Source organism: Mucilaginibacter sp. NFX135 (genome assembly GCF_048565145.1).
Lineage (GTDB): Bacteria > Bacteroidota > Bacteroidia > Sphingobacteriales > Sphingobacteriaceae > Mucilaginibacter.
The window spans coordinates 1,360,674-1,381,660 of the sequence record NZ_CP183412.1; the positions used below are offsets into that span (position 1 = coordinate 1,360,674).

Consider the following 20,987-nt stretch of genomic DNA (forward strand, 5'->3'; position numbering starts at 1 on the left):
TTTGTTTTCCCGAGATAAAACACCTAAATAGCATATTAAAATAATTTCGGTGTAAAAGAGTTATAATTACATCCTGGTTGCCAACTAATAACCGGGAATATTTATTTTTGCCTGCATCATTTCTATGAAAAATAAAACCCCCTTAGTTTTTGTTTTAGGCTTAGTTATCATTAACCTGCTGAGTAACTCCTGTAAAAAAGATGCCGACAGCAATATACCACATTTGCTCACCGCAGGTACCTGGCTACTGGCTACCGTACAGGTTAACAATTATGTTGGTGATGCACAGATTGGCACCACGGACACTTTATATGTTGGCTGCGATTCGACCCAGACATTTACTTTCAATACCAATAATACTTGCACATTTGTGAATTTTGCCTGTTTGGCCCAAAAAACAACGGGCAACTGGTCGCTTACTCAGAATCGACTTTATTTAGTATCAGACATGACGTGCAAGGATACTACGGGCAACGCAGGAGCAGCTATAAAAGATACACAGCCTTTTACCAATGCGCAGATATCTACATTGGGGGTTTATTCCCTGGTATTGCAAACCGGCGATGTGCAGCCAAATTACTCAGCAACCTCCAGGCGAAGGATTGTGCGGTATGGATTTATCAAGCAAAAAGCGGTAACACAATAAGTAAACTTTTATATTTGGATTATGATACCAATGATTTGTTATAATAAAATTACCTGCAGCCTAAAACAAATCCCTATATATAAACATTTACAGGTAACATCATCACCTTTGAAAAGCCCCAAATTTTAATGAAGAAACGAATTGCCATTTTTGCTTCAGGTTCAGGGTCAAATGCCCAAAAGTTAATGGAGCATTTTAAACGCAATGCCGATGCCGAAGTAGTGCTGATACTCACCAACAATCCCCAGGCCTATGTATTGCAACGGGCCGATAATTTTGAGGTACCATCGCACATATTTACCAGACATGAATTTTTTGAAACCGACGATGTGATCAGGCTGCTTAAAAATCTGCAGGTTGATTTGATAGTACTGGCAGGCTTTTTATGGCTGGTGCCCGCATCGTTATTAAAAGCCTTCCCCAACAAGATCATTAATCTTCACCCTGCCTTGTTACCCAAATATGGTGGCAAAGGCATGTATGGCGACAATGTGCACAAAGCCATCCTGGAAGCCGGGGAAGAGGAAAGCGGTATTACCATACATTTTGTAAATGAGCAGTTTGATGAAGGCGAGATCATCCATCAATCCAAATTCAGGATTGAGTCTGGTGATAACCTGGAAATGATCAAATTTAAAGGTCAGCAACTGGAGCATCATCATTTTCCAAAAGTTGTAGAAGCTTTATTGAAGAAGATGAAGAGTTAAGCATGCCGAAGTGGCTGTAATTTTATACATTAGTCACTTATTAGTTGTATGCCTAACCATAAAAATGCCTTCGACCTGCTTCGTGTAATTTTTGCCATCATGGTATTGGTTTCGCATGGTTATATGATTACCGGTGCCGGTACCGAACCGCTACAATTATTTTCAAAAGGCCAGATCGTTCTGTCGGAAATTGGGGTGATGGGCTTTTTTTCGTTAAGCGGTTATTTAATAGCTGCCAGTTTTGACAGGTCGCCCAACATTGTAAGATTCATTAGGAACAGGTTCCTCAGATTGTTTCCCGGCTATTGGGTTTGCCTCATCGTTACCGCCTTTGTAATTGCCCCAGCTATTTTTTACATCAACAATAAAAACATTGCCGGTTTCAATTTCTGGAACGTAAACGGATCCTTTTCGTTTGTTTATCAAAATGCTTTTTTAACTATGCGGCAATGGAGTGTTGGTAACGTTTTGCAAAATTCATTATACAAAGATTCCCTTAACGGTAGCCTATGGAGTTTGTTTCCGGAAGCATTATGTTATGGACTTACCTTGTTTTTAGGATTGTTTGGCTTGTTAAATAAAAATAAGCAAGCGCTTCTTTTGCTGTTTATTTTAGTGTATGCCATCTACGTGGTTAATCTGTATCCCGGAGCACCATTTGGCCCAACATTTTTAACCCTGTCAAACGCCCGGAAATTATATACCTGTTATGTATGCGGCACCTGTTTATACGTTTTCAGAAACGAAATTTTTATTGATGCAAAAGGGCAGCTATTTATTTTTTTGGCATCCCTTGCCCTTATTAAATTTGGCGGTTTTTTAATGATAGCTCCAGTAAGCATTGCTATTTTAGGAGTTAAAGGGTTCTCGAACTTCCAGGTTTCGTTAAAGTACGATATTTCATACGGCCTGTATATTTACGCCTTCCCGATACAGCAGCTGTTGTTTAGGGTTTTCAATCCGGCAATACCTGTTATATGGTATTTGACCGCTTGTATTGCCTTAACGGGTATTGTCGCATTAATAAGTTTCATTTGGGTTGAACGCCCGTTTTTGCGACTCAAACAACCGCAAACCATTAAGCCGGAAGTCATAAAAACTGGTGCCTAACGATATACCGTAAGTACGTAGATTACCTAAGTGCGATGCGCCAAAGTCATAGGCATAATCAATATATTTTTTATTTGCGATATTGCTTTCCCAGAAAACAGACTGAAGTTTTTGGTCTTGTAAGGTTATATTCCTTTTATTTTTTTGTCGCTAATAACAAGCATAGCTTCGTTTGCATCCAGTTGATTCAATATGCGAAATTGCTTGCCGTCCTGTTCATTGTAATTCTTAAAAAATGCTTCCAACTGACTTATCATATTTTCCGGCAAGTCGCCTATATCGATAATATTAGCATATACTGATGATTTTTCAGCAACGCCGAGGTACCTGTCATTGCGTAAAGTTTTGCCATTCTTTTCAGTTTGTTCGCATTGCAGTACGCCAATAATACGACATTCCATTTCCAGGCCAGGGAAGCCGCTGATCTCTGAAAGGACAATGACGTCGAGCGGGTCGCCGTCCTCACCTTTAGTTCCGGGAATCATTCCGAAGTCATAAGGGAAGACCAATCCTGACGGTAAGACTCTGTTTAACTTAAAAGAGTGTTTTTCTTGGTCGTATTTGAGTTTATAGTTGATACCCTTTGGGCATTCAATCATAGCAGTTATAGTTTGCATAGCTGGTTGCTTATCCGGTTGATCTCTATTGTTTTCATCAGAGTTAATTCTGTCAGGCACCCTTTTTTGCAGTCAGGCTGCTCATCAATTGGTCATAAAGATCATTGCTTTTTGCAGCTTTCGGTTTCAGCTTTTTAATGGTTGGACGTTTGCCTTTGGCTTTCGCTTCAATCAATCTGAGCAATTCAGAATGGTATTCATCTTTGTATCCGGATAGATCCAGCGGCGCTGCATATTGGTTGATCAGCGCCAGTCCCATATCCAGCTCTTTTTTACTCACCGTCACCTTATCGTCCAGTTTGAGCTCGTCCTGATCACGGATCTGCTGTTCAAAACGGATGCGGGTCACTACAATGGATTTTTTAACAGGGTGGATAATGCACAAATTTTCTGTACTTCGTAAAACAAATCGCGCTAATCCTGCCTTACCGGATTTCTTCAGCGCTTCCAGCAGCAAGGCATAGGCTTTGTTATTCTTTGTTTCCGGTTCTGTATAGTACGAAGTTTCGTAAAGCATAGGATTCACCTCGTCCATATCCACAAAATTTTCGATCTCGATCACCCTGCTTTTTTCAGGTGCCGCTGCTTCAAAGTCGGATTCCTCCACAATGATATAGTCATCATCATATTTATATCCTTTTACAATCTTGTCATAAGGGACTTCCTTTTTGGTGTTTTCATTCACCCGCTGGAACTTGATATGCGCATGATCGCGGCTGTCCAGCATGTCCAGATCCAGTGACGAAGTTTGAACTGCCGAGTATAATTTGACCGGGATGCTGACAAGGCCAAATCCGATCGAACCTTTCCAGATACTTCTCATAGCTTTAATTTTCGAATATTATCATTGATTCCATGAGGATGGTGAGCCTCAATCTGATCTGCCAGCAGATGCAGAACATGCTCATCTACCCGACCAGGATTCTGGCATATATGCAGGAATTGATGATCATCAGGTTCAAAACTGGCCACATAAACCCCATTCTCAAATACGCGGAACTTACACTTTTCATCGTGATAATGAACATATTCACCTACTTCAAAATGATGTACTTTTTTGTTTGTACTGATGGTGATGGGATAATTTTCCATACGTTAAGGCTTTTTATTACAACTATTTCAGCAAGATTTTGTTTAGCTATTATATAAAACCAAAAGAAGAAAAGTAACAATAGATTTTGCTGTTTGCCAAAATCTATTGATAAACATTTGTTGACGACCTGGGGCAAATCGATGTATTTTTCCGCTCATGATCTTTGTCTTATAATGGATACAAGATTATTTCAAATCACTGTTCAGGGTGTTATCGCCGGAAGCCGCCAGGGTATACCGATAAATACGGCAATCCTACACCTACACCATCCATGGTAAATGCTGAAAGTTTAACACAGCCAGTTTATCATGAAGATCTGAGCTTAATTTCGAGGTTCATTATAAGCTGATATCTAAACGTACTACCATCGATGAAGGCGTTATTGCAACCCGCTATTAAAGTGCATGTTGTTTTATTAAATAATTAATTATTAATACAAAAACAATAGTTTAAGGAAAATGTACTTATTATATATCATCAACAAAACCTATTATGAAAATCAAGACCCAAATTATACTATTGGCACTTTCCAAAAGTTTGGCAGCGTGCAAGAGTGAAAAAAATAACTCAACGCAAGACAGTAGTTTCACAAGTATCGGAGTAAGGAGCGGGGGAGGTGCATCTGCTGTTACTGACTGTTACAACCAAACGCATACAGTCACTGATCACCAACTATAACTGATAATTTACTTTTAAACTTTTTCAATATGTTATTACCATTCGCATTTGTATTTATTGGCGTATTTATTATTGTCGCCATTTTTCTCATTATCAGGAGAACAAAGCGTAAAGATTAGTAAACAGGAGGGGCTAAGCATATTGTAATAATTGCTTAATGGACACTTCTATTTCGTTAACAAATTTAATTTCCCTAATATGAGCTTTATAAGAACACAAGTAATATTTGCGAAAAAAGCCATTTTGCTACTTCCTTTCATAACTTTGGTTGCAAGTTGTAAAAGCAATTCTTCGGATAAGAAAACAGGTGGAACTGATAGTTCCGCTTCTGTAAAACAGACTGCAAAGGCAAGAAACTCTGAAGCCGATACGAGTGCGATGAAAATAGGGACGGAGCCTACCGGGGGCGGAGCTGGCTCTAACATAGGTAAAGACCTGATCGCTAAAGCGGATTGTAATACCTGTCATAAGCTGGATACAAAGCTGATAGGACCCGCATTTCAGGATATAGCAGCTAAATATCCCGCCTCTGAAACAAACATTGAAATGCTTTCAAAAAAAATCATCACGGGCGGAAAAGGAAATTGGGGAGATATTGCAATGACACCGCATCCTTCTTTATCTGAAAGCGATGCTAAAGAAATGGCTAAATATGTTTTATCGTTGAAAAAATAAATTTACTTGTCTGCAAAGATACCGGTAAGTCCTCGGGCTATAAAAACTGAAATAAACCCGATGCTGGAAAGCATGGCTGGAGTAAAACAGGATGTTGGCTCTGAACAATGTGCTACAAATATTCGTCATCTTTCCTGCTCAAGCAGAAGAGACGTGTCTTAATATACCACTAAAGGAGTAATGACTCGCTTTGATTTAAATATCATTAATCCTGACCAACGAAGGCGACCAGGAAAATGTCGAAGCTAACAAAGCTAACGAGTTGCCTTAATTTGATGAAAAATCATCAACCATATTAAATGTGGGTACAAAAAACAGGCTCCCGGTTTTGGCTGTGCTGAAATCTAATATCCTGTCATAATTCCCTTCGGGCGAACCTATGAACATGTTACTCAGCATCTGCTGCACCGTGCTGAATGTGCTCGCATAAGCTATAAAATAGGTACCCATTTCATTGGTTGACATACTGCCAAAAGGCATATTATCCCGAACAATTTTAAGTTCGTCGCCAACATTGGCTAAAGCTATATGAGAATTGGATGGTTTTACGTCATCACCCATTTCTATGTCATTCGCTTTGTACCGTCCTATTACCTTCTCCTGTTGCTCTGTAGAAAGTCCTTTCCATGCAGTTAAATCATGGATATATTTTTGTGTGAAAAGATAGCTCCCGCCTTCATAAACAGGATCTTCATCAGCCACCATGCTAAAAAACTCCCTGTCTTGTCCATGTGGGTTTTCGGTACCATCAACAAAACCCAAAATAGAGCGGCTGTCCCAATACCTGAAACCATGAATTTCTTCTGTACTGATAGCCACAGGACTTAAAAGATCCGTAATGGCAGATGCCATATCATAACAAATACTGGTAGTATCGGCCCTGATATGAAAGTGCAGATCTCCTTTGGTAGAAACCGCTGTGTGTTTATCGCCTGCGATGGGCGCAAAATTCGTTAATTCTTTAGGTAATGGAAGAGGGAGCCCAAGCCTGAGCCAGGCATCGTGTCCAATGCCCATCACACAGCTTGCCCGGGAAACAGGGAAACGGATATTCGCAGAATTATTAAGGTTGATGATCAGCTTACAAAGTTGACTGAAAGTATTTTTAACCTCCAGGCCATCCTTAAAGCTCCAAACCATAAATATAGTGTTGTTATTGGTGTAGTCTGTTACATTCTGCGAATCCGGCTTCATAAGTTATACTATATATCTGTTGTGTGGTACGAAAATAAGTAAAATCGTCAACAGCATTAAATTATAAAAACCATTAATTCTGATCCTGAAAATCGGCGCCTATAGTAGTTGCTTTCCACGCTTCCAGTTCATTAGCCATAGCGGCCAGTTTTTCTGATGCACGATTATAGGCATCCTGACCGAGGTACAGATGTAATGGGGGGTGCTGATCTTCAGAGATCCGGATCAATATATCGGCAGCCTTATCCGGATCGCCTGGTTGTTTACCGTTGGCTGCCAGGTAACGCTCCTGTGTATCTTTAACCGCCTGGTAACCTTCAATTTTGCTTTCTGTATAAGCCAGTGAATTTTGAGTGAGAAAACCAGTGCGGAAGCTGGATGGTTCAACCACCGTTACCTTAATACTAAACTCCTTAACATCAAGCGCTAAAACTTCAGAAAAGGCTGTTACGGCGGCTTTGGTAGCCGAATATATTGACCACCCAGGTGCACCTGCAAAACCGGCAACAGAACTCATATTAATGATAAAGCCGGCTTTTTGCCTGCGCATAACGGGCAGTACGCTCCGGGTAACATTAATGGTAGCCAGAACATTCACATCAAAAATGTTTTTGATATCCTGCTCCACTATCTCTTCTGCGGTACCGGCCATGCCGTAGCCGGCATTATTAACCAGCACATCAATTTTCCCGAAAGCGGTGATGGTTTGCCTGATCGATTCTTCTATGCAATCCAGGTTATTCAAGTCCACCGCCAGCGGAAGAAAGCGATCTGTATCTATCACGCCAACAGCATCTTTAAGAGTCTGCGCATTGCGCGAGGTAGCGGCTACCCGGTGGCCATTGTGCAATAGCTTTTTTACCAGGTTAAGCCCCAACCCTTGTGAGGCCCCGGTTACGTACCATACTTTTGACGAGTTCATAGCTTGTTTGTTTTAAATCAGCATTGATTTTAGGCTACCATGATCTTTGATGTCTCCTCGATTAAAGATTGCATCAAAATCGCGGCCTTGGTATGTTTAAGAATAGGGGCGATTTGCCCGCCCCAGAACAGTACCATATCCCATTTTTGTTGCTCAAGCGCCGCTTTTCTTAACGATGACATGAAAGTAGTTTGCAAGGGGAAGGGCAAAAATTGTTTCTCTTTTCCCACTAAATCTTTAGCAACCCTGCTGGTAATACCACGACCAAGCCGACCTGTAAAGGCGCGTGATAGTGTGGTATATTTAGCCGCATCAGAAAATAACATTTGCCGGTGAATGGGTAAGGCTCCCGATTCATCACAGGCCAGGAATGCGGTACCAATTTGCGCGGCATCTGCGCCCAAAGTGAGGGCTGCCGCTATACCGCGACCGCTTGCGATACCACCCGCGGCTATGATAGGTGTTTTTACTTTCTCTTTGATCAATTGGATCAGTACAAAAGTTCCGGTGATTGATTGTTCGGCAGAGGCTAAAAATGAAGGACGGTGACCGCCGGATTCAAAACCCGAGGCGATGATCATATCTACACCTGCCGCTTCCAGTGCAATTGCTTCATCAAGCGTTGTGGCAGCGCCAACCGTTTTAATGCCCTGTTTACGGCATTGTTCCAGGATATCTGCAGAGGGTATGCCAAACATAAAACTGAATACTTTTGGACGGGTGCTCAGTATTACTTCAACCTGGTTTTCAAAGCGGGGTTTAAAAACTGCTGGCTTTTGGGGCAAGGGGATTCCGGCTTCATCAAAATAGGGTTTGAATAAAGCTTTAGCCTGCTCAAAATGCTCATCCGAAATAGTACCGTCCACCGCATCAGTATCAGAAACCCACAGGTTGATATTGTAGGGTTTGTTGGTGGCCGCCTTTATCTGTTTATCCTTTTCATAAATCTCTTGCGGACTCAAAGTATAAGCTCCAAATCCACCTAAACCACCCGCGTTGGATACCGTAGCTACCAGTTCAACCGATGATAGTCCGCCGCCGAATGGCCCCTGCATAATGGGATATTCAATGCCTAATATTTCCGTTGCTTTTGTGTTATACCACATGATTTTATAATTTTTTATTGCTTTATACTGTAATTATTTTGAAGGATTAGCTGCTTAACCCCGACAAATGGATTACCTCAATCTTATCGTTTTTTATCTTCCCTTTCACGTAATCAAAGAACGCAGCGGCATAGGCATAAGTTTTATGTAACTCAAAAGCTTCCTGGTTTTTATACACCTCATAATTGACCATCATTTGCGGTGAATCATCCCTGGTGTTCACCTGAAATAATTCGCAACCTGTTTCCTTGCGGGTTTCCGCAGCCATGGCAATCATTGCATGCTTTACCTCTGCCTCAAACCCTGGGAGTATATCTATGTTGGCGATCAACGTAATCTTGTTATCCATGACCAAAATATTTATTGTTTATTGAGCGATATCGCTGATCATTTTATTAACGATGAGCCATTTGCCCTCAATCTGGTGGAATGACAGGAACTCATGATAATTGAAATCATACATTTTTACCTTTACTTCGGCAACGGCTATGGAATTTACTACCCTGACATCAATAATTTCACCTTTAAACGGTTTGCCGGAGTCTTTAGGGCTTTGGCGGTTTGCCACACCATCCAGATATTGCGCCAGTGTTTTGGCATAAGGCTGGCCTTTTACATCACCAAATAATAAGGTGCCGTTATAATAAATTTTGCTTAATGAGTTAACATCCCCTTCGTATATTCCTTTGAAGTAAGTGTCTTCGAGTACCTCGGTAATGGCAGCTCTGCTATCCTGATTATTTTCCATTTTCTTAAAGTTTTGTACTTTAATGTTCTGTAAGGTACAGAACATTAAAGCGGTTAATAAAAGGGTTTTCATATCAATTTAAATTATGCCCGGCAGCCATACCACCATCTACATTGATGATAGCGCCGGTAATAAACTTACTTTTGGCAACGGTATAAACCATTTCGGCAATGTCTTCTACTTCGCCCACACGGTTCAGCAGATGCAATCCCGCGCTTTGATCGGCATTGTCACCATGCATAGGAGTGCGGATGGTGCCGGGCGCGATGGTATTCACCCGGATGTTATCCTTACCAAACTCGCTTGCCAGTTGTATAGTAAGCGCTTGTATGGCCCCCTTTGATGCCATTTGCGCCGTAATAGGCACCCCGGTAAGCGAGTGGTTAACCAAGGGTGTACCAATATTGATCACTACACCATCGTGCTGTTTCAACATTTGTGGTATAACCGCCTGGGTGGTAAAGTAAGTGCCCTTCAGATTTGTATTCAGAAAGCGGTCGAGGTAAGCTTCGTCTACTTCCAGGAAAGGCCTGGTTTCAAATATACCGGCATTGTTCACCAGCACATCTGCCGAACCAAATTTTTCAATAGCCTTGGCTACCAGCTGTTCGCCGGTTTGTTTATGGCTTACATTGCCTGCTACCATGGCCAGGTTATCTCCTGCACCAAGTTCCTGATAAACTTTTTCGAGTTTATGAGCAGTGGAGGAATTGATCACTACATTATCGCCCTTTTCTAAAAAATAACGGGCTATTTCTTTACCGATACCGGATGATGCTCCGGTAACGATGACGGTTTGTTTTTTCATGGTCTTTATTTTTTATCGGCTGTGATGCCTTTTTCTCTTAGTACAGATACTTGTTCGCCGGCATAGCCCCAATCGTCCAGGTCAACTTCCTGTATCACCACATGGGTTAAATGCGGGTCTTTATTTAAGGTGCTGGTCAGCAGGTCGGTTACACCTTTTATTAGGGTTTGTTTTTGTTCACGGGTGACTCCCTCACGGGTGAGCTCGATTTTTACAAATGGCATGGCTGTAGGTTTTTTAGGCTGCAGCTGTTTCGGCAACAGCGTTAGCGGTGATGGTTACATGTAGTTCAAACTCGTTGTAGATCAGGGTGTCGCCCAGATCTTTGAAGAAATTACCTGAACGGAATTTCATACCGTATTTGGTACGATCGATCACGATTTTACCAGATGCAGTAACTACATCACCAGCATGATCAATCTGCGCGTCAAACGCTACCGGATGGGTAAGGTCTTTAATGGTCAGGTCGCCATCAATATGATAAACGCCATTACCCTTAGGGGCAGATGCGGTGATCACGAACAATGCTTCGGGATATTGTTTGGAATTGAAGAAATCCTCAGAAGCCAGGTGACCGGCAAATTGGGCGTTGGTGGCAGGATCGGTTATATCCAGGATGTTGATCGATGTAGTATCGATAATAAAGCGGCCGCCTGTAAGCTGGCCATCGTTTAAAGTTAAGGAACCTTCTTTAACAGAGATAGTTCCGTTATGTGCGCCGGTTACTTTGCGCCCGGTCCAGTCGATGTTACTTTTAGCGCTTGCGATTTTAAAATTTTGTGTTTTCATGTTTGTATGTCTTTAATGACAATACAAATGTGGGGAGGAATGAAGAGGAACTTACGTGACCTACATCACATTTAAAGAAACGGGTAAATTACGTGATGTAGGTCACATTTTCAGTGCTGATAGAGCCTGCTCAGAGTTTCCCGCGAAACCCCCAAATAGGCGGCAATTAAGTGTTTGGGGACGATATTGTATAGGGCAGGATATAGGGCCAGCAGCTCCTCATAGCGATGTTTGGCATCATTATTCATAAATGATAGTAACCTTTTTTGAGATGCAACATAACCCCTGTTGGTACGCCAGCGAAAAAAATGCTCCACCTGATGGATCTCGTTACAGAGTTTTTCCCGGTCCTCGTTTGACAGGTAAAGCACTTCGGCGTCTGTAATACAATCCAAATTGATCGTAGCTTTCGCGTTGCTGTAAAGCGCGTTATAATCTGATGCCCACCAGGTGGGCATGGCAAATTGGAGGATGAACATTTTCAGGTCATCGTTTATATAAAATGATTTGAGGCAGCCATCCAGCACAAAATATTCATAATCTACCGTATCACCAGCGGCAATAATAACCTGCCCCTTCTTAAAAGACCGCTGTTTGAAATGCGAAAAGAGATAATCGAACTGTTTATCTGTTAACGATATAGTTTTAGCGATATGCGCCTGGAGTATTTCTTTTGCTTGCATCAAATCAAAAATACTTAATGCATTTAACATTTTAAAAATTCGAGTTTTAAAATGACCAGTTCGGGATGGGCTTTGTCTACTTGCCATATATAGTGATAGGGTTGGGATCAGGGTAAGGATACTTTTGAGGACACAATAACAAAAACTCAAAAAATTTAAATCATGAAAACGAATAAACACATCCTTATCAGTAAAGTTATTGCCGGTGCATTTGCCCTGTTTACAGCAACCACCAGCTTTGCTCAAACCAACACATCTGTCAGCACTCAGCAGCCTGATGCTATCCGCCCTTTTCAGGCTCACGTTTCAGATGAGGCACTTGCCAGCCTGCGTCAACGTGTGCAATCAACCCGCTGGGCCGAAAAAGAAACGGTTACTGATCGCTCACAAGGCGCTCAACTGGAAAAAATACAAGCCCTGGTAAAATATTGGGGAACAGGGTACGACTGGCGCAAAGCAGAAGACAAACTGAATGCCCTGCCACAGTTCATCACTAATATTGATGGGTTGGATATCCACTTTATTCATGTGCGTTCAAAAAATCCAAATGCCCTACCGGTGATCATCACCCACGGCTGGCCAGGTTCAGTTTTTGAATTGCTGAAAGTTGTTGGTCCGCTCACCGATCCCGAAGCTTACGGTGGTCGCAAAGAAGATTCATTTGATGTGATCATCCCTTCTATGCCAGGTTATGGTTTCTCTGGTAAACCTACCACAACCGGTTGGAACGCCGATCACATAGCCCGTGCCTGGGATATATTGATGAAGCGTTTAGGATATAAAAATTATGTATCGCAGGGCGGCGACTGGGGTTCGGTAGTTGCAGATAAGATGGCGGCTCAAAAACCGGATGGCTTATTAGGTATCCATGTTAATATGCCAGCTACTGTGCCTGCCGATATTGCCAAATTACTGGCCAGCAGCAGTCCTGCTCCAGACAACCTTTCTGCCAAAGAAAAAGCTGCTTATCAATCGTTGAATAATTTGTATACCAGGGGTGGCGGATATGCCGGTATCATGGTAACCCGCCCACAAACCATTGGTTACAGTTTGTCTGATTCACCAGTAGGTTTAGCCGCATGGTTTTATGATAAGTTTGCCGACTGGACCTACAGCGGTGGCGATCCTGAAAAATCATTAACCAAGGATGAGATGCTGGATGATATTACCTTATACTGGTTGACCAACACAGCTACATCTGGAGCACAACTATACTGGGAAAACAATGCCAATAACTTTAACGCGGTTAATATTTCGATCCCTGCCGCGATAACAGTTTTCCCGGGAGAGATCTATCAGGCACCAAAAAGCTGGGCCGAAAAAAGCTATCACAACCTTATTTATTTCCACGAGGTAAATAAGGGCGGTCACTTTGCTGCCTGGGAAGAGCCACAACTTTTTGCAGAAGAGCTTCGTGCAGCATTCAAATCATTACGTAAATAACTGATCGAGTATATAGTGTTACCGGCCGCAGGCCAATGTATTAAATTGACCTGCGGGCTCCCGGTAATTATCATTCAGCCCATACCATTAAATAAAAGGAGAAATTAAGATGTCAAACGAAATCCAAAACAGTCGCCGTCGTTTTTTAAGTACCGCGGCAATCACTATCGCAGCAACTCAACTCGGAATATTCAGCCCGGCAAAAGCACAATCTGAAAAAGCAAATTCAACAGGTAAAACCCTATTCAAGCCCAGTTCAAATAAGGTATTTGATAATGTTAAACAAATTAACGCCGGCGTATTGAATATGGGATATGTTGAGGTAGGGCCCGCTAATGGTAAAGTAGTTGTTTTGCTACATGGCTGGCCTTACGATATCAACAGCTTTGTTGATGTAGCTCCACTGTTGGTATCTGCAGGTTACCGGGTAATTATTCCGCATTTACGCGGTCATGGTACTACCCGTTTCCTTTCGGACAATACACCCAGAAACGGCCAGCAATCTGCTGTAGCGGTGGACATTATTGCATTGATAGACGCGCTTCAGATCAAAAAAGCCATATTTGCCGGTTATGATTGGGGAGGACGGACAGCCTGTATTATCGCAGCCCTGTGGCCAGAGCGTTGTGAAGCCTTGGTTTCGGTGAGCGGTTACCTGATGACCAACCTGGAGGCCAGCAAACATCCGCTGCCACCAAAAGCCGAGTTCAGCTGGTGGTACCAGTATTACTTTGCTACAGAACGCGGTCGCGAAGGTTATAACCAATACAGAAAAGAGTTTGCAAAATTGATCTGGGAAACTGCATCACCAAAATGGAATTTCGACGAAGCTACCTTTAACCGTACCGCCGCTTCTTTTGACAATCCGGACTATGTGAATATTGTGATCCATAACTACCGCTGGAGATTGGGCCTGGCCGAAGGCGAAGCGAAATATGATGATGTGGAGAAACAATTGGCCAAAAGCCCGGTGATCACTGTGCCAACCATAACTCTTGAAGGCGATGCCAATGGCGCGCCGCATGCGGAACCTGCATCTTATCGTAACAAATTCTCCGGTAAATATGCGCACCATACTATCACCGGTGGTGTAGGGCATAACCTGCCGCAGGAGGCTCCAAAGGCTTTTGCCGACGCGATCATCGAAGTAGATAGTTATACTAAATAAGCTATAAAATATTCAAACTTAAAAATGTCTGCTTCAGCATGCCCGTTGTCCGCTTGCTGTATTTAATGATAGGGCACCGCCCAATATGAGGGTATATTTGAGCAACAATAACAAATAACAATTTAAAAAAACAAAACAATGGAAACCAATAAAATAGATTCACCAGTGAATTCAATCAAAATCATCGAAAATATTACCGATAATAAAATCGAAAAAGTATTATACACCGCCAAAGTACGCACCACAGGTGCCCGTGAAGGTTTTTCCCGCAGCAATGATGGCCGTTTAGATATCAGGCATGCTACTCCTGGCACATCGGCTCCGGGTACTAATCCAGAGCAATTATTCGCTGCCGGCTGGTCGGCATGTTTTGAAGGAGCTATGGGTATTGCCGCTGCTAAAATGAGGGTAACCCTACCTGCCGAACTGGCTATTGATGCAGAAGTAGATCTGGGTATTACTTCCGGCGCTTACTTCCTGCAAGCCCGTCTTAATGTAAGTCTGCCAGGTTTAGATCGTGAAATAGCACAAGCTTTGATAGAAGCTGCTCACCAAACCTGTCCATATTCTAAACTAACCAAAGGTAATATCAACGTAGTGATCAATCTCGTTTAATACCCCTTTCTAAATAAAAAAAGCCTGCCCGAGATAATCGGGCAGGCTTTTTTTTTGGATAAATTTGAGGCTGATCAGATATCAATACTTTCACCTATCGCTGGCAGATGTAGCTCTATTCCTGCTGTTTTAAATTGCTTAATGGCACCGGCTTTATCGATCTTAATAAAGCCGAAGGTATCATAATGAACACCCAATACTTTATTGGTTTTAACAAATTGCGCGGCTTCAATCGCTTCTTCTATACCCATGGTTAAGGCGTCTCCAATTGGAAACACAGCGAAGTCGAGATCTGCCCATTTGGGGATTAGCGTCATATCCAAAGTAAGTCCGGTATCACCGCTGTAATAAAAATTACCCTCAGCGGTTTTTAAAACAAATCCGCAGGCTACACCGGCATAAGTTCCATCCGGCAGGCTGCTGGAATGCTGAGCTATAACTGATTTTGCCGTGCCAAAATCAAAAGCAACTTTGCCACCCGGATTTAATGGATGTACATTTTTTACTCCTTGTTTGCTAAAATAAGAGTAAAGCTCCCAGATGCTCACCACCATAGCTCCCGTGCGGTTGGCAATGGCTACCACATCAAGCATGTGGTCAAAATGTCCGTGTGATACAAAAATGTAATCAGCTGGTATGGTATCAATATCGATGTCCTTCGCTAATTCGTTTCCGGTAATAAAGGGGTCAAATAAAATGTGTTTGCTACCAGCAACTACCGAGAAGCAGGAGTGGCCGTAATATGTAATTTTCATAGCGTGTTTTTTATGTAATGATAATTAATTTAAAGTAATGATCCCGGCGCTTGCCTGTGGCAAAATCTTGCTGTAATCGTAAATAGTATAAGCGTGGTTGATAGCCGTTTCGTCTATCTGGAATAAATTATGTATCGTTTTTTGAAGAAGCAAATTGTTTTTTTGAGGAGATGAGGCTCCGGGTGTAAATGCTTTTTCGAAATTGGCCGGTAGGGGTGCTTCCGGGATAGCATTTTTGCTGATGTAAAGGTTTGAAGAGCTTAATTTAGGTGTTGGTTTATGCATATCCGCATAACCTATGTGAGGCGAGTATAGGTGCAAACCCGATCGTATGTTCGTGCTGAATGTCACCGCCTCTTCTGTGCACTTCAGTTCCAGTGCAGAGCCGTATTGCGTTTGCGCATAAGCACCGATACTCAGAAACGATGCCATTGCTATCAAGAATGATTTTTTCATGGATTAGATATTTTACTTTACCGCTGTATAAAAATACCAGCCCTCTTTGGAAAGGCTGGTATGGTTTATTTATAAATGCATCTGATCTTCATTGGTAGGATGTTTGCCCTTATGCTTCTTTTCGGCAACGCTGATCATGGCGCAATCTTGTGGATTGTTTTCAAAGGGCGCCCTTGTGAGCAATGACATAGAAAATAACGATATAATACCGAGTAATAATCTGCTTTGTCTATACTTTCCGGCATTGTTCATAATGCGTTACTTTTAAGGTTGCTATTGCTGTTCAGGTTGGCCCGGCTGGCAGATAAAACTTCGCCGGTAGTGGTATTCTGGATAAAGCCAACTACCTCCCATCCTTGAGGATTAAAACCATGAGGAGCTTTAATATAGCTTGTCCCTTTTTTATCTGAATTTAAATTAACGGTTTGCAGCTGTCGTACTATTTGTGCGTGTACTAAGGTACGGCCGCTGTTTTCGCCGGCTGCCACTTTACTAATGGCCGATTTTTGTACAAGGGCAATTAATAATCGGTCTGTTGCCGAGCCGCCGGTTACCTGGTAATTGACGGCCAGCTTATCATTATCCTGCTGAACCTGTAAAGCAATACCTGCCGATGCTGTGCCTGCCAATGCCCCGGAAATGGCATTACGAAGAGCCGGTTCATCTGATCCTACACACTCTGCTTTGCCATTGATCACTACCTGTGGGGTGTAAATTTGCGGATTGTTAAGCCATTGTCCGTAGGCAACCTGCCGTTTGGAAAATTCTTGATTACTGAACACATCTTTCCAGCCCAGGCGGTTCCAGTAATCAACATGATACGCCAGTACATAAACGGGTTTGTCTTTTGATTCTTTTTGAATTTTGGCCAAGAGGTCATCAGCTGCAGGGCAGCTTGAACAGCCTTCTGAGGTAAATAGTTCCAGTAATGCAAACCCTTTTCCTGTAGCCGGATGATTATCTTTTTTAGGAGAAGCCGTGGTAGGATCTATCAATGAGGTTGCTACCAATAAGGATGCTATCGCACCTGCGCAAAAAACTAAGATTTTAAGAGTTTTCATATCTTCTGATTTTTTTAATTACTCAAAAGTATTCTCCTAATAGGTGCTTATTTAGTCGAAAAAGGCTCAGTTAGTCATAATCCCCGGCTGACCGGACATTTATGAACTCCAAAATATTGACGTTACCTTTGTGTTTTATCTGTTCTCGAGCCAGTTTAAAAAAACAGGTGCTTTCTCTTTATTAATCAATAATTTTTCGGGCGTGGGGATAGTGAGTTTTACAAATAACTTGCGCATAAAATAATGTTCCACCTCTTTTATCGCGCTAAAATTTACGATATACTGCCTGTTTAACCTGAAGAATTGTACAGGAGATAGTAAGCTTATAAGCTGGTCAAGCGACTGGTTTAACGCATACTCCTGCTGATCAAAACACATGATGGATGTTGCCTCGTTCCGGATATAAAAGAAAGCAATACTATCGGTAGATACGGTGGTATATTTGTTATGTTTAAATACCAGGAAACTCTTCTTCCCGGCAGGTGGCGCAATTTGCGACAACAGGCTACCCAGATCGGGCATAATGCTTTGCTGAAAAAAGTTTTTGAGCTCATCGACCTTCTTAAAAGCGTCGGCGATATCGGTTTTTGAAAATGGCTTCAATACATAGTCTACACTATTGGCCTTAAATGCCTCCAGTGAATACTCATCAAACGCGGTACAAAAAATAATGGGGCAGGTAATTTTAACAGATTTAAAGATCTCAAAACATAAGCCATCAGAAAGCTGTATGTCCATGAATATGAGGTCGGGCTGTTTGTTCTCCGTCAGGTATTTTACTGAACTTTCGATGCTCTGCAGTTGAGCTATTACTTTTGCCTGGGGCCTAACTTCGGCTATCATGTTTTCGAGTGATCGGGCTGCTTTTAATTCGTCTTCAATGATGATAATGTTCATGTATTACCGGGAGTTTTATTTTGAATATTTTATTGTCATTAATGATCTCGATCTTTTTGTCTAACAAATGGCTATAGCGCAGGCTGATGTTTTTTAACCCCACGCCCAATGATGATTCCTCATTTCTTTTCGGTTGTACCTGATTTTCCATCACTAAGCTATCGTTTTCCTCATAAAACTTTATATGCAGTGGGCGCTCCAATGATACTACGTTATGTTTGATACAATTTTCTATCAGCAGTTGCAAGGTAAACGGCGGAATAAGCGTGCCAAGGCATTTTTCGCTGATGGTATTGGTAAAAGTAAAGCCATCCTCAAACCGGGCCTTTAGTAAAAAATTATAGGCTTCAACTATTTCCAATTCTTCTGATAGATGGATCAGATCCAGCTTGCGGCTTTCCAGTGTGAAACGATAAAAATTGGATAGTTTCAGAATAAAATCTACTGAATTTTTGTCGTTGGTTTCCACCATGGCCTTCAGTGTATTTAAGCTGTTGAATAGGAAATGGGGATTAATCTGTTGTTTCAGTAATTCATATTGCGCTTCCAGGTTGTCGGATTTGGTGCGCTCCAGCTCGATACTAACCTGCTGGTTTTTGTAGTTTTGATACATGAGGTGTATGAACATGTAAAAAACCAAATTAATGAGTATGCCCCGCACCTCAACCATCAACATTACCGGCCCGAAGTTGATGTGCGATAAGATGAGTTGCTGTATAGAAGCTAAAGCCAGCATAACCCCAATACCGATTAATAGACTGCTCATGAGCCGGTAATAAGAAAAGCTTCTGTTTGAACGGTTGGTAACCGGGTTTCCGCGCAGCGTGTATATATTATAATACCATACAAACAGGGCAAATAAGCCAGTGATCGCCGAGTTTACAGCGGCCTCTGCCGGGTTAAAATGCCGCTCCGCAATTTGAGGGACAGATGATAATAAACCCAGAAAGATTGAACTGACCCATATAATCCCCGGAGATATTTTAAAGTTTGTATTTTTCATTCAGCATAAATTGTTTTACGGGAATACAGATGGTCGTAAGGCAAAGATAAAGTAAATTATCGCCTTCATTATCCCGGTTATGTTGCTAAACTATAACCAAAAGCCAGGATCGCTTACCTGTTTAGGGTTCAATCAGACATTTTGCATCTTGAATCGGACTATTCATGCCGTGAATATCTACAAGCTTTTAAACTCACATAGTTTATATGGATCATTCGCCTGGCCATGTATACAACTGAGCCAACTTTGTAATGCTACCGCTTTGGAACATGGGCCGTAAGTGAAAATTCTGATGATTCTTTTTAAAGACTCTTTTTGCAATATTTCCAGCACAGTTTGTAGTATCTCTCCTTCAAAAGGAGTGTACAGGAAGAATACCGTACCCTGGGAATAGTCTGCCTGGCGGGCGTCTATATTGATGAATTCAACATGGGGTAAGTTGAGTTGCGACGCACAGGCTTTAGCGTAATGGAAGTAAGCCGGTTCATATTCAATTCCTTTTGTCGGAGCTTCGCTGATCAGATTCATCAGGATAGTCACCTGGCCCAGGCCCGAGCCCAGGTCGAAAAAGACATCGCCCGGCCTGAATGCTGCCAGCTCCGCTAACTCAAATATTATTCTGGCAGGTGTTTTTTGATAAAATACCATTTCGGGTTCCCGCTCCATGGTGGCTTCGGGAATGGCCGGGTCGGATAGGAGTCCGTTGATAAAATCATCCAGGTTGTCATAACCGATCTTATCTGGCTCATAAACATTATATCCACAATATTTATCGATCATTTCCCTGAAAGATGCCCCGGAGTAAACACCTGTTCTTATCTTTTCTTTGAGGTGAGTAAACAGGTTACTATCTATATTTTCAAGATCGGATTTTACTCTTTCTGCGCGTTGTTGCAGTATAGTTAATACTTCCTTGTGCTCAGAGTTTTGCAAGAGTCCTTCAATCCGGTCAATGATATGAAAATCAATAAAATCGATAGCATTTGTCCGGTGGTTAAAATTGATTTCCTGATAGATCGTCCGGTCTTCTTCTATTGCCTGTATGTCGGTTTGTATTTCTGCTAAAACCATGGTTCAACTACCTAAAAACTGGTATAAATAATTCCAAAAATACTGGTATTTCCATTGACATATTTATGAAATAGTTTTGTATAGTAATTATTATGTACGAGATATCCCTATAACCTCTATACATCTAAGAGAATAAAGTAAAGTTTCCATCATCTATCAAATAATCTATACAAGCATTAACCAAATCAATCCGTCATGAAAAATCTTATCGTTTTAATTTTGTTCTCCGTACTTACAGGGATATCTACGGTAAAAGCTCAAGGTATTATCGACAAAGCAAATAGCTTACTTAACAAGGCCGATAACGCGACAAATACCGCGGGTAGAGCCGGTTCCACAACCGACAAAGTTTTCGGGATCTTCAAAAAGAAAAAGAAAGTTGATGCAGCTGCACCCGCTCCTGCTAATGCTCTTTCGGGATATAAAACGGTTATCACCATTAAAGGCATCACTATGGAAAACCTTCGGAAACTGAATACCAATGTAAAAGCCTGCGCCGGGGTTGATAGCACCAAAATGAAATTTAGCGGTACTGGTTCTATTATTTTAGTGGCTCATGCCAAAGGTAGTACAGAAGAGCTATTAACTGCCCTGGAGAAAACTTCCAAAACCATATTTACTGACAAGAATATAGAAGGTATGGAAGATGGAAAGATAGATATTACCCTTGCTAAACCGTAAGTGATTGATTTTGTCGGGACGTAAATAATAGGGGTATTTTTATTTGTCGGTTTTTATAGAA

Annotated in this window: 26 protein-coding genes; 8 read left to right on the forward strand and 18 right to left on the reverse strand. The window is 41.8% G+C overall.

Annotated elements, in window-relative coordinates; all coding sequences use genetic code 11:
- The first annotated feature begins 124 nt into the window (after window positions 1-124).
- The 3 genes from ACNURT_RS05960 (at window position 125) to ACNURT_RS05970 (ending at window position 2,463) form a co-directional block, all read left to right on the forward strand.
- Window positions 125-646 (forward strand): hypothetical protein, encoded by a 522-nt coding sequence (locus ACNURT_RS05960; protein ID WP_419700958.1) that lies wholly within the window; start codon window positions 125-127, stop codon window positions 644-646.
- A gap of 128 nt (window positions 647-774) precedes the next feature.
- Window positions 775-1,353, forward strand: coding sequence for a phosphoribosylglycinamide formyltransferase (gene purN, locus ACNURT_RS05965; protein ID WP_419700959.1), 579 nt, complete (start codon window positions 775-777; stop codon window positions 1,351-1,353).
- 48 nt (window positions 1,354-1,401) lie between these two features.
- Window positions 1,402-2,463 carry an acyltransferase family protein gene (locus ACNURT_RS05970; protein ID WP_419700960.1) on the forward strand — a complete coding sequence of 354 codons (1,062 nt, stop codon included), beginning with the start codon at window positions 1,402-1,404 and terminating at the stop codon, window positions 2,461-2,463.
- A gap of 125 nt (window positions 2,464-2,588) precedes the next feature.
- On the opposite strand, the gene ACNURT_RS05975 is transcribed toward ACNURT_RS05970, so the two are convergent.
- From ACNURT_RS05975 to ACNURT_RS05985, 3 genes are read right to left on the reverse strand one after another with little or no spacing between them, the layout of a single operon-like run.
- Window positions 2,589-3,080, reverse strand: coding sequence for an inorganic diphosphatase (locus ACNURT_RS05975; protein WP_419700961.1), 492 nt, complete (start codon window positions 3,078-3,080; stop codon window positions 2,589-2,591).
- A 52-nt stretch (window positions 3,081-3,132) separates the two neighbouring features.
- Window positions 3,133-3,903, reverse strand: a complete 771-nt coding sequence (locus ACNURT_RS05980; protein ID WP_419700962.1) for a Ku protein — start codon at window positions 3,901-3,903, stop codon at window positions 3,133-3,135.
- On the reverse strand, window positions 3,900-4,172 hold the full coding sequence (locus tag ACNURT_RS05985) for a hypothetical protein (protein WP_419700963.1): 273 nt from the start codon (window positions 4,170-4,172) through the stop codon (window positions 3,900-3,902). The genes ACNURT_RS05980 and ACNURT_RS05985 overlap by 4 nt, the downstream gene beginning before the upstream one ends.
- An 877-nt stretch (window positions 4,173-5,049) precedes the next feature.
- Between ACNURT_RS05985 and ACNURT_RS05990 the strand changes: the two genes are divergently transcribed.
- Window positions 5,050-5,526: a c-type cytochrome gene (locus ACNURT_RS05990; protein ID WP_419700964.1), complete on the forward strand. Its 477-nt coding sequence runs from the start codon at window positions 5,050-5,052 to the stop codon at window positions 5,524-5,526.
- 267 nt (window positions 5,527-5,793) lie between these two features.
- On the opposite strand, the gene ACNURT_RS05995 is transcribed toward ACNURT_RS05990, so the two are convergent.
- The 9 genes from ACNURT_RS05995 to ACNURT_RS06035 form a co-directional block, all read right to left on the reverse strand.
- Complete coding sequence (locus tag ACNURT_RS05995) at window positions 5,794-6,720, reverse strand: Dyp-type peroxidase (RefSeq protein ID WP_419700965.1); 927 nt, start codon at window positions 6,718-6,720, stop codon at window positions 5,794-5,796.
- A 73-nt stretch (window positions 6,721-6,793) separates the two neighbouring features.
- On the reverse strand, window positions 6,794-7,642 hold the full coding sequence (locus ACNURT_RS06000) for an SDR family NAD(P)-dependent oxidoreductase (protein ID WP_419700966.1): 849 nt from the start codon (window positions 7,640-7,642) through the stop codon (window positions 6,794-6,796).
- 29 nt (window positions 7,643-7,671) lie between these two features.
- Window positions 7,672-8,748: an NAD(P)H-dependent flavin oxidoreductase gene (locus ACNURT_RS06005; RefSeq protein ID WP_419700967.1), complete on the reverse strand. Its 1,077-nt coding sequence runs from the start codon at window positions 8,746-8,748 to the stop codon at window positions 7,672-7,674.
- A 46-nt stretch (window positions 8,749-8,794) separates the two neighbouring features.
- Window positions 8,795-9,097 (reverse strand): putative quinol monooxygenase, encoded by a 303-nt coding sequence (locus ACNURT_RS06010; RefSeq protein ID WP_370998998.1) that lies wholly within the window; start codon window positions 9,095-9,097, stop codon window positions 8,795-8,797.
- Window positions 9,098-9,115: 18 nt separating this feature from the next.
- The gene (locus ACNURT_RS06015; protein WP_419700968.1) at window positions 9,116-9,568 is read right to left on the reverse strand and encodes a nuclear transport factor 2 family protein; all 453 of its coding nucleotides are present in this window, start codon (window positions 9,566-9,568) and stop codon (window positions 9,116-9,118) included.
- 1 nt (window position 9,569) lies between these two features.
- A complete protein-coding gene (locus tag ACNURT_RS06020; protein ID WP_419700969.1) occupies window positions 9,570-10,304 on the reverse strand; it encodes an SDR family NAD(P)-dependent oxidoreductase in 735 nt (244 codons plus the stop codon).
- 5 nt (window positions 10,305-10,309) lie between these two features.
- The gene (locus ACNURT_RS06025; protein WP_419700970.1) at window positions 10,310-10,528 is read right to left on the reverse strand and encodes a tautomerase family protein; all 219 of its coding nucleotides are present in this window, start codon (window positions 10,526-10,528) and stop codon (window positions 10,310-10,312) included.
- Window positions 10,529-10,541: 13 nt separating this feature from the next.
- On the reverse strand, window positions 10,542-11,093 hold the full coding sequence (locus tag ACNURT_RS06030) for a YceI family protein (RefSeq protein WP_419700971.1): 552 nt from the start codon (window positions 11,091-11,093) through the stop codon (window positions 10,542-10,544).
- A gap of 110 nt (window positions 11,094-11,203) precedes the next feature.
- A complete protein-coding gene (locus ACNURT_RS06035) occupies window positions 11,204-11,806 on the reverse strand; it encodes a Crp/Fnr family transcriptional regulator (RefSeq protein WP_419700972.1) in 603 nt (200 codons plus the stop codon).
- Between the two features lie 132 nt (window positions 11,807-11,938).
- Here ACNURT_RS06035 and ACNURT_RS06040 point away from each other — a divergent pair, with 132 nt between their 5' ends.
- The 3 genes from ACNURT_RS06040 to ACNURT_RS06050 all read left to right on the forward strand — a co-directional run bounded on the left by ACNURT_RS06040 (window position 11,939) and on the right by ACNURT_RS06050 (window position 15,002).
- The gene (locus ACNURT_RS06040) at window positions 11,939-13,219 is read left to right on the forward strand and encodes an epoxide hydrolase family protein (protein WP_419700973.1); all 1,281 of its coding nucleotides are present in this window, start codon (window positions 11,939-11,941) and stop codon (window positions 13,217-13,219) included.
- Window positions 13,220-13,328: 109 nt separating this feature from the next.
- Window positions 13,329-14,387, forward strand: coding sequence for an alpha/beta fold hydrolase (locus tag ACNURT_RS06045; RefSeq protein WP_419700974.1), 1,059 nt, complete (start codon window positions 13,329-13,331; stop codon window positions 14,385-14,387).
- Window positions 14,388-14,525: 138 nt separating this feature from the next.
- Window positions 14,526-15,002: an organic hydroperoxide resistance protein gene (locus tag ACNURT_RS06050; RefSeq protein ID WP_419700975.1), complete on the forward strand. Its 477-nt coding sequence runs from the start codon at window positions 14,526-14,528 to the stop codon at window positions 15,000-15,002.
- Between the two features lie 74 nt (window positions 15,003-15,076).
- Here the strand turns inward: ACNURT_RS06050 and ACNURT_RS06055 are convergent, their stop codons facing one another.
- From ACNURT_RS06055 to ACNURT_RS06080, 6 genes are all read right to left on the reverse strand, one after another.
- Window positions 15,077-15,757 (reverse strand): metal-dependent hydrolase, encoded by a 681-nt coding sequence (locus ACNURT_RS06055; RefSeq protein WP_370994035.1) that lies wholly within the window; start codon window positions 15,755-15,757, stop codon window positions 15,077-15,079.
- Between the two features lie 24 nt (window positions 15,758-15,781).
- Window positions 15,782-16,213: a hypothetical protein gene (locus ACNURT_RS06060; RefSeq protein ID WP_419700976.1), complete on the reverse strand. Its 432-nt coding sequence runs from the start codon at window positions 16,211-16,213 to the stop codon at window positions 15,782-15,784.
- 248 nt (window positions 16,214-16,461) lie between these two features.
- A complete protein-coding gene (locus ACNURT_RS06065; protein ID WP_419700977.1) occupies window positions 16,462-17,274 on the reverse strand; it encodes a DUF1223 domain-containing protein in 813 nt (270 codons plus the stop codon).
- Between the two features lie 135 nt (window positions 17,275-17,409).
- On the reverse strand, window positions 17,410-18,171 hold the full coding sequence (locus ACNURT_RS06070) for a LytR/AlgR family response regulator transcription factor (protein ID WP_419700978.1): 762 nt from the start codon (window positions 18,169-18,171) through the stop codon (window positions 17,410-17,412).
- Entirely contained in the window at window positions 18,152-19,174 is a 1,023-nt protein-coding gene (locus ACNURT_RS06075) for a sensor histidine kinase (RefSeq protein ID WP_419700979.1), read from the reverse strand. Before ACNURT_RS06075 ends, ACNURT_RS06070 begins: the two co-directional genes overlap by 20 nt.
- Window positions 19,175-19,351: 177 nt before the next feature.
- Window positions 19,352-20,245: a hypothetical protein gene (locus ACNURT_RS06080; RefSeq protein WP_419700980.1), complete on the reverse strand. Its 894-nt coding sequence runs from the start codon at window positions 20,243-20,245 to the stop codon at window positions 19,352-19,354.
- Between the two features lie 195 nt (window positions 20,246-20,440).
- Between ACNURT_RS06080 and ACNURT_RS06085 the strand changes: the two genes are divergently transcribed.
- Window positions 20,441-20,926: a hypothetical protein gene (locus ACNURT_RS06085; protein WP_419700981.1), complete on the forward strand. Its 486-nt coding sequence runs from the start codon at window positions 20,441-20,443 to the stop codon at window positions 20,924-20,926.
- Window positions 20,927-20,987 lie beyond the last annotated feature (61 nt).